The sequence below is a fragment of the Sporolactobacillus kofuensis genome (genome assembly GCF_024125425.1).
In the GTDB taxonomy this organism is placed as follows: domain Bacteria; phylum Bacillota; class Bacilli; order Bacillales; family Sporolactobacillaceae; genus Sporolactobacillus; species Sporolactobacillus kofuensis.
On the sequence record NZ_JAMXWN010000024.1, the window covers coordinates 1 to 18121 of the forward strand.

Sequence of the window (18121 nt, forward strand, 5' to 3'; positions counted from 1 at the left end):
AATAGTTCAAAAAATCTTTAACTCTTTCTTTTTTAAGCTTTTCAATACCCATTTTTCTCTCACCTGTTTCTGAAATCCATGATCGTTAAACTTTAGTTGAAATGAACGAGATCTGGAATAAAGGGCTTTTCCAAGATTATCGTACATGAATTGCAGTGTAAACGCTAGACCAGCTGGTTTTTTCATTATTCTTGAGCTAATAATCATGGAGGTGTTAAATAGTGGGAGAATTTGTCTATCATATGGTTCCAAAGGAAATGATAGGAACCAAATTAATACCGCTTAATTCTTTGAAAAATCCTTATCCTCATTTGTATAAGAAATACGCGAATAAGTACTTTGACAATCCTGAAAGACCAAAATTGCTCAAAAAGCAAATTCCTAAACTAAATTGTTTATGGAATGACGTTTTACATTTCCTTCCTTTGCACCCTCATTACGTTTATCAAGCTCTTACAAGCTTAGAAATTCATACTAATGAAAAACAACATTTTTTTAAGATTCCAATTGAAAGGCTGCAAAACAATAAAAATGCAATCTACCTATATTCAAAAGAGAAATACAAAGGACCAGCAGAAGCTATAGATGAAAATGAAATCATATTATTGAATAGTGAAGACTATAAAGAACTTAAAGAAATTCCTCTAGCTACATCTGAATATTACGAGATAGAAAGTAAAAAGGGGAACAGATTTGGCTTGTTTCCTTATATCCCACATTTATTAAGTCTTGGAGAAGTAGATGTTAGTAATGTAGAAATGATCACTTGGAACCATCCTGAATAAACGGGAAAACTTTATTACTATCAGTAACAAGGATATTTCAGAGGTATTTAGATTAGTAACTGAATATCAGAAATCTTTGATTCCCTACGACGATGGACCATTAACTGAAGAAGATAAAAAAGTAATCGAAGAATTTGAGAGTGAAAAAATGGAATTCATTTCAAATGAAGAAGTATTTAGCGATGTGACAGGGAGAGACAATAATACATGTATTCATCATGATCAAGTGTTTACGAAATTGTGCTTGACTAGAGATTAACGGATTGCATTTGCGGACATTCAAAATAATACTCAACTGTGAGGGCTCGCACAAAAACATTCGATAAGATGATCAATGGATCAAGTTCAAAGACCGTCCTTCACCGCTGACTTTTGAGCGCAGCGCGACTTGTTAAATGACAAAAACATACCTTGTCATCAGTATTCGTTTGTCTCTCGTATGATCGTCACAGTTGTTCCTTTATCGATTTCGGAATCAACATGAATATTGAGCGAAAGCCGGTTGGTGACTTCCTTCGCTAAGAAGAAACCGAGACCGGTTGCTTTTTTGTCACGGCGGCCGTTGTAGCCGGTGAAGCCGTGATCGAACAGGCGCGGCAGGTCTTCTTTTAAAATGCCGATGCCGGTGTCACTGATTTGAATCAACTTCGGGGTGATTTGGACACTGACGTTGCCTTGTGTGGTATATTTGACAGCGTTGCTGATGATTTGTTCAAGGGCAAAGGAGAACCACTTTTCATCGGTGGTCCAGGTCGCATCGCCATCGACGGTGACGCTCAGCCCTTTGCGGATGAACAGAGGGGCGAACTTGCGCACGATCGCCTGAACGAGCGGCCGCATCGGCACGTGTGTAAAACGATAGTCGGTTTGTTCATGGTTCAAGCGTAGGTAATGCAGCAGCATGTCCAGATAGTTTTCTAACTGAAAGGTTTGATCTTTTACTTCGTCTTGCGTAAAATCACCAGTCTGTCCCATTAAATCGAGAACGGAGAGCGGTACCTTCATTTGATGGCTCCACATCCGTACCACATCGGTTAAGTCCGCATCAAATTTTTTGATCCCGGCAATTTTCTTTTCGTAGTATTCTTTTTGTTCCTCAAGCAGCTTCAGCAGATCTTGTTCGGCTTGCGACTGCGGTGATAGGTCAACCTGAGGAATGACTTGCTGGAGCCGTTCACGATGACGGCGTTGAAACCGATAGTAATCATAGCTGCTGAAAACGATCAGGACGGTCATGCCAAACAGCAAGCTCGACCAGAACGTGTGTATCGGCAGACCACGCAGATAAAAGGTCACACTGATGACGACGACAATCACGAGCACAGCATAAAAATAATGCTTTCGTTCACGCCAGAACATAACCGACACCTCGCACCGTTCCAATGTAGTCAAAGCCAATCGTATTCAGCTTCTTACGCATGCGGGCGATGTTGACTTGCAGGGCATTGGCATCGATGTAGTCATCCGATTCCCAGAGCTTTTCCAGTAGAACATCTTTGGACACCGTTCGATTCGGCTGTTCGAACAAGGTGCGCAGCAACTTGGCCTCGGTCGGCGTCAAGTCGACCTTATCCTGCGCCTTTTTCAATTCGGTGCCTTCCAGGATGAAGCCATTGAAGGTCAATTGGGCTTGAGAGAAGCTGTAGGTTCGGCGAAGCAGAGCATGGATTTTCGCCTTCAATACGTCAACCGAAAACGGTTTGGTGACGTAATCGTCAGCGCCCATATTCATCGCCATTACCTGATTCATTTCATCGTCTGCTGAGCTGAGAAAGATAATCGGGGTGGTTGCTTTTTTGCGAATTTCAGTTGTCCAGTAAAAGCCGTTAAAGTACGGTAAGGTAATGTCCATTAAGATTAGATCAGGGGTCTCAGTTTCAATTTCCTGACGCACGCTGCGAAAGTTCCGGACGGAAACAACCGTGTACGCAGCGAGCGCGGACGTCAATTGTTTCACAATCGCCGGATCGTCTTCCACAATAAAAACTTTTGTCATTAAAAAATCTCCTATGTGATAAGCTATCTTCATTCTACTGATTTTCATGGTGCGGGACAATGCGAAAAGGGCATCCCGATTGCGAGATACCCTCTTGAAGTTCACCGCTCAACAATCTGAAAATACGCGCGGCTCGTTTGTTTGTAGATGAGGTAGTAAATGCATGCAACGACGGCAATGGTTCCGATGCTAGTCAGGAGCAGCAAGCCGAGTCGGGTCGTTCCGAACAAACTAATCAGTTTCTGAATCATGATGAACGCGAAGCCAAAGTGGACCACGGCGACAACAATCGGCAGGAAGAAAACGAGCAATACTTGTGAGCGAATCGTCTGCCGCACTTCCGCACCGCTCAAACCGACTTCCTGAAGGATCTCGAAGCTGCGCTTGTCCTGTTCTCCCTCAGAAATCTGCTTATAGTATATGATTAACGCGGTTCCGAGGATAAAGGTGAAGCCTAAGACCAGGCCGATGAACAGGAATCCACCGGCAAAAGAGAGAAATTGTTTATGCATTTCATCATAACTGATCACGGACGGTGCCGGGCCGCTAAGCGCCTGTTCTTTTCCTTCGTCAATTCGCTGAATCGGTTTCAGTCCATCTACGCGGTATTCGGATAAGACGTGATTGAGTTTCTTCGCGTCCTCTCTCGTCACATCGGCACTAATGGTTGTTTCCATGCTGAGTGGTGCGGCATGACTCCCCGCCGCCTTGGATGCAGCTTCTAAGACGGGTTGAATCTGTGCTTTTGAATTGACGATCAGAATGAGCCAGTTTGATGCCGTCAGGCTGATGGATGGAAAATTTCGGATTCTATTAATCTTGTCTTTAATGTTAAAAGTATATTGACCAAACTGCACGCTTGATTCCTTAAAGCTGCCCACCGCCGGAAAGACGATTGCTTCATGGTCGCGCAAATGAACTGTGTTTCCCGTCAATGTTTCATAGGTTTTCGCGGTCATAAAGTTGACGGCTGTCAGACTGGCAAGCTTTTGTTTGTTTTCGAATTTTCCGTTTTGCATCGCTCCGATCATGCTGTTCGACATTTCGTAGCTGATTTTATGCTTCAGGGGAATTCCGTTTTCTTCCGCCACCTGATCAATGAACGAAGTGGCTCGCTGCTGCGTCGTATTGATATTGATGATCGTGTTGCGAACGAAATAGTCATCCAGAAATCCATTGATGCTGGAGTAGAGCCCAACGGTTGTCGCCAAGGTCACGAATGTCATCGTCACTAATATCGTTATATTTGCCAGCCCGACCGCATTCTGTTTCATGCGGTAAAGCATACTGGAGACGGTAATAAAATGTTTCGGCTGATAATAATAGGCTTTATTTTTTTTCTGCCGTTTGAGCAGCCAAATCGTAAAGCTCAAGTAGAACAAGAGTGTGCCGAAAATAACAAACAGCACGGCGATAAAGAACTTTGTTAAAGCATCGAGCGGAGAGGTGACCGTTACGGCAAGGTAATAACCGATTCCTAGCGATACGATGCCAAGCAGTGCCAGAAGGCCGCGTGATTTCGGTTCTTTTTCTCCTTTGCTAGCATTTTTAAGTAATTCAAGACTAGATTGACGGCTGATGGAGAGGCTGCTGATGATTGCAAGCAGCAGATAGATACACGCAAAAATCACGGTTACGATCCCAACCGCCAGTGGGCTCCACGCCAAGTCAAAATAACTTTCGCCAAGCAGACGGATTAAGATGAGATAGAAAAATTTAGCCAGGATAATACCCAAGAGTGTACCTGCAATCACGGTCGCAACGAACATCATTAAGAGTTCCAGAATGGAGATGCGGACGATGTGTCGCTTTTTCAGACCGAGTATATTGTAGAGTCCGAATTCTTTCGTTCGCCGTTTCAGTAAAAAGCGGTAACTATAGATCATAAAGATGGTGGCGAAGATCGATAACACGATGAAACCTAAGCCAAGTAGCAGCGCGAAGCTTCCAGAACCCTGCAACTTTTTCAAACTCGGACTAAACAAAATCGTTGCAATCATCAGATTCATGATAAACATCACCATGCTTGAGAGACCAAAGGGGAGAAAATTGCTTATGGATTGGCGGATGTTTCGACTCGCTAATTTGACGTAAAACATCTTACCGCACCTCGGTTCCCAAAAGATTGGTCATGGTCATGCTGACCTCTTGCATGAAATCGGCCGTTTCTCGATGTACGCGGTAGAGCTGATGGAAGATGCGGCCGTCTTTAATAAACAACACGCGTTTGGCATGGCTGGCCGCAATCGCGGAATGCGTGACCATCAGGATCGTCTGACCGGTGTCATTGACTTCTTCCAGAAGTGAGAGCAGTCCTTCGCTGTTCTTGAAGTCAAGCGCCGCCGTCGGTTCATCGGCTAGAACAAGTTCCGGCTCGGTGATCAATGCACGTGCAATTGCTACGCGCTGTTTTTGACCACCGGATAATTCAAACGGTTGCTTGTTTAGCAGATCTGTAATGTTTAATTTGGGTGCCAGCGCTTCTAAACGTTGTTCCATCACGCGAACCTTCTCTCGACCAAGGACGAGCGGCAAGAAAATATTGTCGCGAACCGACAGCGTATCAAGTAGATTGAAGTCTTGAAAAATAAACCCCAAATGGGTGCGGCGAAACTCGGCCAGCTTGTTTTCTTTAATTTTCGTCACATCTTGGCCGTTCAGAATCACAGAGCCCGATGTCGGCTTGTCAAGTGTTGCCAGCGTATTCAACAGAGTCGTTTTTCCAGAACCGCTTTCACCCATAATGGCAATGTATTCCCCATTTTCAACACTAAAGCTCACATCTTGTAAGGCGATGGTTTTTTCTTTACTGAATCTTGTCTGAAATATTTTTTGCAAATGATTGACTTGTAGCAACATCATGATCGCTCCCTATTTATATTTTCTATGTGTTTAGTATACAAGGGAGCGCACGAGGGCTCGCTTACATTTCTGATGTTCAGTCTTACAAATTTGTCATCTTGATGTGAGCATAGGGAAGGAGTGGACACACTTTTCTGTCTGAAGCATGTACAGCGCATGAGTCCGACAAAGAACGTTGAAATAAAGTCTATTGGATCAATCAGGTTACCTCATATTCTATCCTTTTCTCCATTAAGTTATCTTCAACAGTTAGATGTTCCACATCTGGATGTTTCAATGTGAAAACTGAGAAATCGCATAGTTACTTTTGTACATTTGTATGTTTGTTTTATCTCCGGTTTTAGTAAATACAATTCGATCAAGCTTGATCCTCTCATATTATCGTCACCGTTGTTCCTTTATCGATCACTTTGCGATTTTTATCAATCATTTTAAAAAATATATCGATCATTTCTGAAATTTTATCGATCATTTTAAAAAATATATCGATCACTTTCGAAAATATATCAGTCATTTCACTTTTTATCAGTCACTATTTAAGCACTCTGCCTTCTCGTATCATCAATGTATCAATCAATTGTTAACTTATTGCGCACGATCCGTCAACTTAGTGTTCCTCAGCATTTTCATCCTTTTGGTATTCCAAAATATCGCCAGGCTGACAGTCTAATGCGTTACAAATGCCCTCTAAGGTCGAGAAGCGAATCGCTTTTGCTTTTCCATTTTTCAATATCGAAAGGTTGGCCATAGTTAGTCCGACTTTTTCAGAGAGTTCGGTGACGCTCATTTTTCTTTTTGCGAGCATGATGTCTAGATGTATGATAATCGCCATTTGATTCACCTCAGATCGTTAAATCATTTTCTGATTTTATAGCGATGGCGTTCTTTAACAGTTTCTGAAGAACGGCGGCAAAGACTGCAATCACGATGCAGCCGAAAATAATGATCATTCCGATGACGATCATGCCTGGAGAATCGTCTGCATCGGCCATGAGGTAGATGAGTGGCATAAAGACAACGTATAAGGCCCCGATGATCATGGCACAGTATTTGATCACCTTTAAAGCTGTTACGGAGAGTTCCGAAAATGCCTGGTTCTTGTCAATATAGCTTAACAGTCTTAAGGTCTGGTACAACGCAACGAAGAATACGAGCGCAGTGACATCTAACCCGATATAAAAGGGATAGTGTAAATAAGCAAACTTGGGATTTAACTCGGCAAAGAATGCAGCGATCTTAGGCACCACAAAGATACATAAAGCGAGAACGGGAAGTCCCATAAGAACCACAGCGAACTTTAAAACGAAGGTTTCGCGTTTCATGGTAAGCACCTCAACTAGTTATTTTCCATTTGATTGTACTGCAATATTTATCGTTTATCAATAAACGTTTATTAGAAAACACTATATGCATGGATCGGGATTGCGTAAAAATGCAGTGGAGATCCGCGTCACCAGCAGGGGTGTTCCTGATGATCGCGTGCTGGCGAGACTTCCAGACTTTGGTCGTTTGAGGAGGACCACGGATCACCCGTGGCAAGCGAGCAATGCATTGAGAAGACGGATTAAATGAAAGATAAAAGGGTTATGTCTATAATTGGTGATAGGTACGAAAAGCATTCAATCATTTATGGAGGTGCTTTGTTTGAAAGCAATTGTAATCAATCAATACGGCGGTGCGGATCAGCTTCATGAAGCTGATGTTCCGGTACCGGAACCAAAAGAACATCAGGTCGTGGTCAAATTGGCTGCCACCTCAATCAACCCGATTGACTGGAAATTGAGAGAGGGCTATCTCAAACAATTATTTGACTGGGAATTCCCGATTATTCTTGGCTGGGATGTGGCCGGCGTGATTGCGAAGGTTGGCGATAATGTGAGCGGATGGAGTGAGGGCGACCGTGTCTTTGCTCGTCCGGCAACGACGCCACACGGTTCCTATGCCGAATATGCGGCAGTGGATGATCATCTACTTGTGCGCATACCGGACAATATCTCCTTTGATGAGGCCGCATCGATTCCGCTCGCGGGGCTCACAGCCTGGCAAGTGCTTTTTGACTATGGCAAACTCCAAGCTGGAGAAAAGGTGCTCATTCACGCAGGAGCCGGCGGTGTTGGTTCACTTGCCATTCAATTTGCCAAAGCTAAAGGCGCCTACGTCTATGCGACAGCCAGTGCGAAAAATCTCGACTTTTTGAAGAGTCTAGGCGCTGATGAAGTGATTGATTATCAGTCACAAAACTTCACAGAGGTGCTTAACGGCATTGATCTTGTGTTTGATACGATGGGCGGTAAGGTGCAACAAGAAAGCTTCAAAGTGTTGAAACCGGGATCGGGCAAGCTGGTCTCCATTGTCGGTGAACCGGATCCACAGCTGGCTGCTCAGTACAATGTGAAGGCACAGGCGATCTGGCTCAAGGAAAATGGTCGCCAACTGAAGGAAATTGCAGATCTGCTTGCATCGGGAAAAGTAAAAGCGATCGTCGGTACGACCTTCCCATTCTCTGAAAATGGGCTCAAGCAGGCGCATGAACTGAGCGCAACTGGTCACGCACGCGGAAAAATTGTGATTCATTTTCAGTGACAGACTAAAGTAGATACAATTTTCAAGTTAAGCTCGCCAAAACATCTGCCAAGTATCAAACCCCATTAGGTGGCCTACTCTTCCTGACTGCTTGTTTTACGTTGATTATGGCCCTGTACGCGCTGCACATTTTTAGTTTGGCGCAATTAATCCAATTGCCGAATGCTACTTTCTTATTAAACTATCTTGGCGGTTGTGCCGCGGGAGTCATGCTTTTTAGAGGCACTAGAAAAAAGTGGGCGATCAGCCTGATCTCTCTAATTGCTACAGCATTTATGCGCCTGTTTCTGGGTTGGGCTATTCTTTACCCAATCATCATCGTGCTCTTTGTCTTGTCAGGGAAACTCGTCAAAAGAACATTTAAGAACCAAACATTTGATGCACGCTAATAAAGAATTGTAGAGGAATCAGCCCAAGGACAGCATTTTGCCGAAATTCGGCTGTTTTTCTTTAGATTGAACCATTTGTACGATACGCGCAATAAAATTAGGTTTCCTAAAGAGCCTTTTAAAAAAATGAAACAGAAACAGGAATTGGCTAAAAGTAGCCGATTCCTGTTTTCCTCATATCAGACAGCGATCTGATTCAACTCGTCGTGCGGATTCGTTTTTTTCGCACATAGTCTTGAACTTTTCGCGCATAGACCTGTCGCGCAAAAATCCACAAGTTGATCGTTATTTCCTAGACAGCGAAAAAGATCCCTGTTCAACAATGAACAGGGATCTTTTTTTGGACATACGAAGGGTGCAGTTATCGCCAAAGCCTTGATCGATTGTTTTTTGAACATCAGCTGACTCCTGAACATGTTTCTGAATTTGCCAGTGTCGAGGCCATCAAGCAATGCGTGCTGGCTGGTCTTGGTATTGCCCTGCTCCCTGAAATGACCGTTCAGAATGAACTTAAGAGCGGTCTGTTACGCGTACTGCCTTGGGGCGGGGATCCGCTGTATATTCATTCTCAGCTTGTCTGGTTGAAGGACAAATGGGTATCACCGGCTTTGTCTGTATTTCTAAGTATGACTCAAGCGTATTTGAAAGAATTATAGAGGATCCGGTAAAAAGTGAAGGTCTCTAAAGTCTGTTGACTCTAGAGACTTTTTTTACGTGCGATTTCCAATCAGATTCGCATTTTCATAGACTTTTCGTGTGCTCTTGTCATCGTTTCGAATGACTCCGTATAAACTTTTTAATGAAGCGTGGGTGCGCGACTCCTTTGGAAAAATTTTTGTTGCTTGCGCACGAGTGGATCCCCCGCAGTAGCTCTGCCTCACTTTGGACGTGGATTTTTTTGAATGAAAGGAAATCATTTGTTGGAATGTCTCGGAGCTGTTTTGCTATCATTGACAAATTTGTGACAGTCGATTAGACTTTTAATTGAAAATGATTATCAGTATCGATAAAGTGATGTCCTCAGGAGGTTTTTCCTTTGACTCAGCATCTTCGTTTTAAATCAATTCTCATCTGGGCCGGTGCATTATTGATCGTTGGGCTCTTTGTCTGGATCGGTGTAACCTCAAATGGTAATCCCGTTGATCCGACGGCACAGCACATGAGTAAAGCAATGGGCATTGTGAATACAGGGATTCTTGTCTTTCGTGAAGGACTCGAGGCCATCCTTGTCCTCTCTGCCTTAACCGCCGGATTAATGCGGACAAAGCAGGTCTTCTGGAAGCCGATTGCAACGGGTTCAGGTCTGGGCTTTCTCGCAACGCTCGTCACTTGGTTTATCGTTGTCGCGGTTATCTCATTATTTTCTGCAACGACTTCTGAGTTGACTATACAAGCGGCAACCGGACTTTTGGCAATTGCTGTGCTTCTACTTGTAATGAATTGGTTCTTTCATAAGATCTACTGGACCGCATGGATCGGTGCACATAATCGGAAGAAGAGCGAATTGATCAAAGTGTCCGCATCGAGTGGTGAAAAAACAGCGTTCATCGGGCTTGCGATGCTTGGCTTTACAGCGGTCTACCGCGAAGGGTTTGAAGTGGATCTTTTCCTCCAGACCATCCGGATGCAAGCGGGAGGCGATGTGGTATTGCTTGGTGCGGTGATTGGTCTCTTTTTAACGCTCATTGTTGCCTGTCTGACCTTCGTTGCACAACGCAAACTGCCATATAAGAGAATGCTGGTCTTCACAGGCATCATGCTTGGCATGGTGTTGACGGTGATGGTTGGTGAAAATGTTCAAGAGATGCAGTTGGCCGGATGGTTACCGACAACACCGGTTCACCTCCCAATTCCGGATTGGATTGGGCTTTGGTTTGCGGTGTTCCCGAATGTGGAAGGGCTTGTTGCACAACTGTTTGCGATCGTCTTTGTCTTGGGTTCTTATTTTGTCGCACAATACATGCGTGCATGGAAACCAAGAAAACAAGCACGATTGAATCACGAGGTTTAAAGAACTTAATGTGCGAAAGAAATAATCGTGCGAAACGCAACGAAAACCGCGCGAAAAAGAAGGTGCCTCAACAGTCGATTGACTGTGCGGCACCTTCTTTTCAATTACTCTATTTTCCTTTTATTTTTTCAGAATATCTTTTAATGCATCAAGTAATTTGCCCATTTCTTCATCGGTGCCAACGGTGATTCTTAAGTAGTTGGCGATTCGTGGCTGATTAAAGTAGCGGACAAGAACGCCTCTCGCTCTTAATTCATGGAAAATTTCTTCCGCGGGAACGTCGGCATGGCTGACAAAAAGAAAATTCGATTGCGAGGGAATGACCTGGAAGCCAATCGCCTCAAGGCTTGCTGCGGTGTGTTCTCGCGTATTGATAATTCTTTGTGCCATGTCACGATAGTAGTTATCATCATCAATGGCTGCTTTTGCACCGGCAAGTGCCAGGCGGTCAATGGTGTAGGAGTTAAAGGAATTCTTGGTGCGGTTCAAGCCGTCGATTAATTCTTTCTGGCCAAGTGCAAAGCCAACACGGATGCCGGCTAGAGAAGAATATTTCGATAACGTACGGATCACAAGCAAATTTGGAAAATCATTAATTAAAGGAACGACGGATGTTCCACCAAAATCAATATAGGCTTCATCAATGATGACCACCTGATCTGGATTTGCTTCCAAGATTTCTTTAACCGCGTCCAGGGGTAGTCCTCGCCCGGTTGGGGCATTTGGGTTCGGAATCACGACGCCACCGCTTGTTTCACAGAATGAAGCAACCGGCAACTTGAACTCCTGATCGAGCGGAATAATTTTCGGTGTCAAGGAGCATAGGTTGGCGTACACTTTATAAAAGCTGTATGTAATATCTGCGAATGCAACCGGATTTTCCGGCGAAAAAAAGGACATGAAGCTAAAGGCTAGGACTTCATCAGACCCGTTTCCGACGAATACCTGATCCGGAGTCAAGTGAAAGTGATCGGCTGCTGTCTTTCTAAATTCATCACAGTTTGGATCGGGGTACAAGCGTAATTGGTCGTTGACTGCCTGCTTGATCGCATCGAGTACATGTGGTGAAGGGGGATAAGGATTTTCGTTGGTATTCAGTTTGACATATTTTTTATCCTTAGGCTGTTCACCAGGAACGTAAGGATCGAGTTTCTGTACATTTTTATTCCAAAAATTACTCATGGCGCACCTCACATTTATCAATTACTTTTTCTCTTAAAACGATAGTCATAAATGCTTCCTTTACTATTATGCAGTATTATTGAACAAAAGCAAAAAGAATTTGATTCTGCATCATCGTACAGAATAGTAGGATACGTTATAATAGAAAAATTGACGGAAATGGGTAGTGCTCCTTCCCTTACATTTAGTTCAACGATTCATTCAGGAGGAACTCATGTTCAGAGTGATTGGTTTGTTCATTCTTGCCGGTTTGGCTGAAATCGGCGGCGGTTATTTGATTTGGCAATGGTTACGAGAGGGAAGATCTCTCTATTTTGGCCTGATTGGGGGGCTCATCCTCGCATTATACGGTGTGATCGCCACCATGCAGGTTTTTTCTTCTTTTGGGCGAGTCTATGCTGCATACGGCGGGACGTTTATCGTGCTCTCTTTGTTATGGGGGTGGGGCGTTGATCGGAAGATGCCGGATCTTTACGATTGGATCGGGGCCCTGATCTGCATCTTTGGTGTTGCGGTAATCTTGCTTGGACCAAGACAATCATAAGATTTGGAATTCGATTTTTCGATTTATTGATAAAAAAGGAGTAAAATAAAATTAGTCAATTAAAACTAGTAAACATATGCTAAATTCTTCCGATATAGAAATTAAAGACAATAGAATTAGGACTAAATAACTAGTACATAATAAATCTCTTCTTTGCGCCACTCTATCATCTTCGCTTAACACATACATAGATCATTAAAAATTCCATCTCTGATAAATAATCGATACAAACGCAGGAGTTGTATGCTTGTGGTTATGAAAAGTATGCATGATCAATCGCTCGTAGGTGTTGCTTATCTGAAGCTAATCTTTGATCCGGAAGGAAGACCATGTGATTGCATCTTCCTTCAAATCAATGCAGCCTTTAAAGCAATGCTTAGACTAGAAAATATAGGAGCCATTGGAAAAAGGGCTTCAGAAGTGATGCCGGAACTCCCAGACACCTTGTTTCAACGTCTGATGCGACAGGTGTTTGATAAGCCGCTCCATGGTGAAGAACAAACGTTTGAATTCGCTGATTTGTGGTCGGATCATATGTACAAGACGAGTGTCTATGCTCTCGAAAAAAATAGATTATGGATTAATTTGGTTGATACAGCATATAACGAACCGTCTCAGGTGTTAGAAAAGTTCACCGGGATGGACCGGAAACAGCCCACATTAGGACGATCTGCAGAAAGAATTGAAGAAACCTATCATTTGCTCTTTGATCATGTTTCAGAAGCGATTGTTATTGCACAAGATGGCTATATAAAACTCTCGAATCAATATACAGAGAAATTGACAAAGTATAGTCGACAAGCCTTAACCTCACTCCCCTTCTCACAATTGATTGCACCACAGGATAGGGAAAGAATGATGGCGAATCATTTCAAACAGATGTGTGGAGAGAGACAAGGATCCTATGTGAGATTTCGTGGGATTACAGCAGATCATCAATTGCGCTGGGTTGCAATGAAATCGGTCATGATCAAATGGGAAGGAAGACTGGCCAGCTTAAATTTCTTGACAGACATCACAGAGCAGGTTGAGACTGAGGAAGCATTAAGAGTTAGTAAGGAGAACTTTAAATTAATTTTTGACAACGCTGCAGAAGCAATTTTTATTGTGCAAGATCATCGCATTCAAATCGCCAATCCGATGACCCGGAAGCTTACCGGATACACGAATGATGAACTGCTGGGTACGGAAATAATCAATTTTATTTCTTTAGATCATCGTGAACGGCGCATTCGCATTTTTGAAAAACGGTTGGCATCAAGTAAAAAGCGGTTCAAAGGACAATTCCGTGTACTGAAGAAAAATGGAGAAACCATCTGGGCACAAGCAACCGGTGTTTTAATTGAATGGAACGGACGCGCGGCGGTTCAATTTTTTATTATTGATACTACCGAACAGAAAAAGGCAGAAGAAGCACTTCGAGCAAGTGAACAAAAGTATCGGTTGATCACAGACTTTGCTTCTGATGTTATCTGGGTCTTAAACTATTCAAAAAATCGGTTTACGTATGTCAGTCCTTCTGTTCGTCAATTGCGTGGGATCTCTGCGGAAAAAGCACTTTCGACGAGTATTGAAGAGACGTTTAGCCCGGACTCGTTACATCTCCTCAAAAAGACGATTGACGACAAAATGCAACTATTTTTCCAACATCCGGATGAATCCAATACATTCATTAGCGAAGTCCAGCTCTATCATGCCGACGGACATCTGATTTGGACGGAAATGTCCATAAGTTTGCGCTATAATGCAGAACATGAACTTGAGATTACCGGCGTCACCCGCAACATAGAGGAAAGAAAAAAGACGGAGCAAAACATTCTCTATTTAAGTTATCATGATCAGTTAACCGGATTGTACAATCGCCGGTACTATGATGAGGAGTTAGATAGGCTGGATCAATCCGGAGAATTTCCATTAACGTTAGTGCTTGCCGATGTGAACGGGTTAAAATTAACGAATGATGCGTTTGGCCATCATGCCGGGGACGATTTGCTGGTTCGTATTTCTCGGATTCTAAAAGAAATGGGCCGAGACGGGACAACGATTGCTCGAGTCGGCGGTGATGAATTTGTACTGCTCATGCCGAATACCGATAAGAACGAAGCGGGCCAATTTGTTCGGAAGATCCAAAGCAAGATCTTATCTGAAGACAGTGTACACCATACTATTCTTTCAGTATCCTTTGGCTGGGCGGTTAGACAATCCAAGAAACAATCTATGACCCATATTTTTACTGAAGCTGAAAATAACATGTACCAGCATAAGTTATTTGAAGGAAATAGTATGCGAAGTAAGACGATCAAGATGATTACCAACACGCTATACGCGAAGCTTCCTTCAGAAGAGCGACATGCCAAACGTGTCAGTCAGCTGAGCGTAGAGATCGGGCAGAAGCTCGGAATGGATGCGAATAACCTTAATGAGCTGAAGACAGCAGGGCTCTTGCACGATATCGGTAAGATTACAATCGAAGAGAATCTATTCAAAAAGAAAACATTATCTGCCTTAGAATGGACAAGAATTCGTCTGCACCCGGAAAAAGGCTATCAAATCTTAAAATTGTCTAATGAGTTTATGAGTATTTCTCAATTTATTTTATGTCACCATGAACGTATGGATGGCAAAGGGTATCCATTAGGATTAAAGGGCGAGAATATTCCGTTGCCCTCTCGGATTATCAGCATTGTTGAAGCCTTTGACGACATGGTCAATGACAAACCTTACCGGAAAAAAATGACGCAGGCTGCCGCCATTAACATACTTAAGGAAAATGCCGGTACACAGTTTGATTCGGAACTTGTTGATCTGTTTATTAATGAAGTTCTGCTCGAAATGCATTAGTCAATGATCGATCTGTTTGGCTTCTCTGATGAGGGGAAAATCATCGGGTGATTGCCGCATGAAGAAAAAATTTGCCATTTTGTGTCTGTACTTGCACTTCTTGATCGAAACGCATACAATAGTAGCAATAACACAAGAGTAAGCGTTGATAAGGACAAGCGTTTGTGTAGCGGTTTGCAGAGAGGGAAGGGTGCTGAGATCTTCCTAACGAAGCGCATGAACGTACCGCCTTGGAGCTTCAGTGGTGAACAGTATGTAGCCGCTGACGGTGTAGCCGTTATCTAATTAAGTGCCGCCTTACAGGAACATGTGTATGGCGGAAGCAAGGGTGGAACCACGAGCATAACACTCGTCTCTTTAATGGAGACGAGTGTTTTCTATTTTTCAAAGGAGTGAAAATTATGTCATCCGTATCATTAACGTTTCCTGATGGTTCCGTTCGGGACTTTCCGAAAGGTGTAACCACAGAACAAGTTGCCGAATCGATTAGTTCCAGTCTAAAGAAGAAGGCTGTTGCAGGTAAAATCAATGGACAACTCTTCGATCTCACTCGGCCAATTGAAGAAAATGCCGCGATTGAAATTATTCCTCAAGATTCTGATGAAGGATTGGAAATGATGCGTCATAGTTGCGCACATCTACTCGCCCAAGCACTCAGACGTCTCTATCCTGACGTGAAGTTGGGCATTGGTCCGGTTATCGAGAACGGTTTCTACTATGATGTCGATATGGAACATTCGCTTTCAAAGGAAGATTTCCCGAAGATCGAAAAAGAAATGAAGAAGATTATCAGCGAAAATCTTCCGATCGTGCGCAAAGAAGTCAGCCGCGCAGAAGCGCTTGATCTCTTCACCAAACTGAACGATCATCTGAAACTTGAATTGATCCGTGATCTGCCGGAAGATGCGACGATCACGATTTACACGCAAGGCGAATATGTTGATCTTTGCCGTGGACCGCATGTCCCATCGACCGGAAGAATTAAAGTGTTCAAGCTGATGAATGTTTCCGGTGCTTATTGGCGCGGGAATAGCGACAACCAAATGTTACAACGTATCTACGGTGTTGCTTTCCTGAAACAAAAAGACTTGGATGCGCACCTCCATTTTCTTGAAGAAGCAGCGAAACGTGATCACCGTAAGCTCGGCAAACAGCTGGAGTTGTTCATGTTCTCTGAAGAAGCACCGGGTATGCCTTTCTATCTGACAAATGGTCAAATTATCCGTACCGAACTGGAAAATTTCTCTCGTGAATTGCAACGCCAGTCGGACTATGATGAAGTGCGTACACCGCTGATGATGAACCAACGTCTCTGGGAAAATTCAGGCCACTGGGATCATTATCATGAGAACATGTACTTCACGAAAGTGGATGAAGTTAATTATGCGCTGAAACCTATGAACTGCCCGGGTCATATGCTGATTTACAAAGATACACTCCATTCCTATCGTGATTTACCGATCCGAATTGCCGAATTTGGCCAGGTGCACCGTCATGAATTAAGTGGTGCGCTGAACGGAATGTTGCGTGTGCGTACGTTCTGTCAAGATGATGCGCATATCTTCGTTCGTCCGGACCAAATTGAAAGCGAAATTCGAAACATCTTTGGTTTGATCGGCAAAATCTACAGCACGTTTGGCTTCGAATATTCAGTTGAATTGTCGACGCGTCCTGAAGATCACCTGGGAAGCATTGAAATGTGGGATCAGGCCGAAGCAGCATTGGGTCGTGTACTGAAGGCGATGAACATGCCGTATACGATTAATGAAGGCGACGGTGCATTCTATGGTCCGAAAATCGACTTCCACATTAAGGATGCGATTGGACGTAGCCACCAATGCGCAACGATTCAGCTTGACTATCAAATGCCGGAGAAATTCGACTTAACTTATATTGATGAAAATAATGAACGTGTCCGTCCGGTGGTTATTCACCGTGCAATCTATGGTTCACTTGACCGTTTCTTTGCGATCCTGATTGAACACTTCGCCGGAGCATTCCCGACATGGCTTGCGCCGGTTCAGGCAGAAATTATTCCGGTTGCTGATGTTCATATCGATTATGTGAAGAAATTGGAGCATGACCTGAAGATGAGCGGTATTCGTGCCCATGCGGATCTACGTGGTGAAAAGTTGGGCTATAAGATTCGCGATGCTCAGACGCACAAGATCCCTTACATGCTCGTCATCGGTGATCAAGAGATTGAACAAAACGCAGTGAATGTCCGTAAATACGGCGAACAAGAATCAAAGACGGTTGCCTATGATGTATTTAAAAAAGAAACGCTTGAAGAAATCAAGAATCGGGTAACAAAAGTACAGAAAGCTTGATTAAAGCCTTCTAAAAGAATAAGAGGGGAAGAGCACAATACTCGTGCTCTTCCCCTTTTTTGCTTGAAAATGGAGCGAAGATGTGCGACTCCTGCGGAACTGTTCCTGTTGATCTGAGCAACGAGGAGACCCGTAGACAATAAACGCTTTTTATCAGATGACCGGATTATTTTGGATCATGACCGGAATATCTGAAATAGCGAACGATCCAAGCGCGCAATCCTTGCCTAATCGATAACAGATCACGGACTGGTTTCACATTCATTTTTCCTCATTTAATCTTTTTTCTGGTCGAGCTTTTTGCTGATCTCATCTAGCTTATTCAAAATTTCAGTGTCTTGTTGCTTTGATGTTTGACGGATTTGATTTTTTACAAAGAGGACGATGATGAAAATAACGGAAAGAGAAATCAAAATCAGAAAAAGCATGATCACAAACTGGAAAATGATATTGCCCATACTAAAAGTCATCATTAGAATCTACTCCCTATTCAAGAATTCTCTGCTGTTCTCATCGATGAATTAAGTAAAGTATATCATGCTCATGAGCTGTAGTCGGATGTGAACAAAAAAAGGGTGACTCAAAAGTTTGTGAACTT

General features: G+C 43.3%; 16 protein-coding genes and 1 other annotated feature. Of the genes, 8 read left to right on the top strand and 8 right to left on the bottom strand.

Annotation, left to right across the window (positions count from 1 at the left end; translation table 11 throughout):
- The first annotated feature begins 221 nt into the window (after nt 1-221).
- Nucleotides 222-785 carry a group-specific protein gene (locus tag NIE32_RS13585; RefSeq protein ID WP_253077434.1) on the top strand — a complete coding sequence of 188 codons (564 nt, stop codon included), beginning with the start codon at nt 222-224 and terminating at the stop codon, nt 783-785.
- Nucleotides 786-1202: 417 nt separating this feature from the next.
- Here the strand turns inward: NIE32_RS13585 and NIE32_RS13590 are convergent, their stop codons facing one another.
- The 6 genes from NIE32_RS13590 to NIE32_RS13615 all read right to left on the bottom strand — a co-directional run bounded on the left by NIE32_RS13590 (nt 1203) and on the right by NIE32_RS13615 (nt 6965).
- Nucleotides 1203-2144: a sensor histidine kinase gene (locus NIE32_RS13590; RefSeq protein WP_253077435.1), complete on the bottom strand. Its 942-nt coding sequence runs from the start codon at nt 2142-2144 to the stop codon at nt 1203-1205.
- Nucleotides 2131-2781, bottom strand: a complete 651-nt coding sequence (locus NIE32_RS13595; RefSeq protein ID WP_253077436.1) for a response regulator transcription factor — start codon at nt 2779-2781, stop codon at nt 2131-2133. The genes NIE32_RS13590 and NIE32_RS13595 overlap by 14 nt, the downstream gene beginning before the upstream one ends.
- A gap of 101 nt (nt 2782-2882) precedes the next feature.
- Complete coding sequence (locus tag NIE32_RS13600; protein ID WP_253077437.1) at nt 2883-4790, bottom strand: FtsX-like permease family protein; 1908 nt, start codon at nt 4788-4790, stop codon at nt 2883-2885.
- Nucleotides 4791-4881: 91 nt separating this feature from the next.
- Nucleotides 4882-5640, bottom strand: coding sequence for an ABC transporter ATP-binding protein (locus NIE32_RS13605; protein ID WP_253077448.1), 759 nt, complete (start codon nt 5638-5640; stop codon nt 4882-4884).
- 610 nt (nt 5641-6250) lie between these two features.
- Complete coding sequence (locus tag NIE32_RS13610) at nt 6251-6475, bottom strand: helix-turn-helix domain-containing protein (RefSeq protein WP_253077438.1); 225 nt, start codon at nt 6473-6475, stop codon at nt 6251-6253.
- Between the two features lie 10 nt (nt 6476-6485).
- Nucleotides 6486-6965: a DUF2975 domain-containing protein gene (locus tag NIE32_RS13615; RefSeq protein ID WP_253077439.1), complete on the bottom strand. Its 480-nt coding sequence runs from the start codon at nt 6963-6965 to the stop codon at nt 6486-6488.
- Between the two features lie 322 nt (nt 6966-7287).
- Between NIE32_RS13615 and NIE32_RS13620 the strand changes: the two genes are divergently transcribed.
- The 4 genes from NIE32_RS13620 (at nt 7288) to NIE32_RS13635 (ending at nt 10626) form a co-directional block, all read left to right on the top strand.
- Nucleotides 7288-8226, top strand: coding sequence for an NADP-dependent oxidoreductase (locus NIE32_RS13620; protein WP_253077440.1), 939 nt, complete (start codon nt 7288-7290; stop codon nt 8224-8226).
- 209 nt (nt 8227-8435) lie between these two features.
- Entirely contained in the window at nt 8436-8615 is a 180-nt protein-coding gene (locus NIE32_RS13625) for a hypothetical protein (protein WP_253077441.1), read from the top strand.
- Between the two features lie 332 nt (nt 8616-8947).
- Nucleotides 8948-9271, top strand: coding sequence for a LysR family transcriptional regulator substrate-binding protein (locus tag NIE32_RS13630; protein WP_354327453.1), 324 nt, complete (start codon nt 8948-8950; stop codon nt 9269-9271).
- Nucleotides 9272-9651: 380 nt separating this feature from the next.
- Nucleotides 9652-10626: an FTR1 family iron permease gene (locus tag NIE32_RS13635; protein ID WP_253077443.1), complete on the top strand. Its 975-nt coding sequence runs from the start codon at nt 9652-9654 to the stop codon at nt 10624-10626.
- A 120-nt stretch (nt 10627-10746) separates the two neighbouring features.
- On the opposite strand, the gene hisC is transcribed toward NIE32_RS13635, so the two are convergent.
- On the bottom strand, nt 10747-11808 hold the full coding sequence (hisC, locus tag NIE32_RS13640; protein ID WP_253077444.1) for a histidinol-phosphate transaminase: 1062 nt from the start codon (nt 11806-11808) through the stop codon (nt 10747-10749).
- A 214-nt stretch (nt 11809-12022) separates the two neighbouring features.
- On the opposite strand from hisC, the gene NIE32_RS13645 reads away from it, so the two are divergent.
- The 3 genes from NIE32_RS13645 to thrS all read left to right on the top strand — a co-directional run bounded on the left by NIE32_RS13645 (nt 12023) and on the right by thrS (nt 17523).
- Nucleotides 12023-12352 carry a YnfA family protein gene (locus NIE32_RS13645; protein ID WP_253077445.1) on the top strand — a complete coding sequence of 110 codons (330 nt, stop codon included), beginning with the start codon at nt 12023-12025 and terminating at the stop codon, nt 12350-12352.
- A 255-nt stretch (nt 12353-12607) separates the two neighbouring features.
- Complete coding sequence (locus tag NIE32_RS13650; protein WP_253077449.1) at nt 12608-15193, top strand: PAS domain S-box protein; 2586 nt, start codon at nt 12608-12610, stop codon at nt 15191-15193.
- 136 nt (nt 15194-15329) lie between these two features.
- Nucleotides 15330-15553: a binding site (T-box leader), on the top strand.
- A gap of 41 nt (nt 15554-15594) precedes the next feature.
- Nucleotides 15595-17523 carry a threonine--tRNA ligase gene (gene thrS / locus NIE32_RS13655; protein WP_253077446.1) on the top strand — a complete coding sequence of 643 codons (1929 nt, stop codon included), beginning with the start codon at nt 15595-15597 and terminating at the stop codon, nt 17521-17523.
- 275 nt (nt 17524-17798) lie between these two features.
- Here the strand turns inward: thrS and NIE32_RS13660 are convergent, their stop codons facing one another.
- Nucleotides 17799-17996: a hypothetical protein gene (locus NIE32_RS13660; protein WP_253077447.1), complete on the bottom strand. Its 198-nt coding sequence runs from the start codon at nt 17994-17996 to the stop codon at nt 17799-17801.
- Nucleotides 17997-18121: the final 125 nt, after the last annotated feature.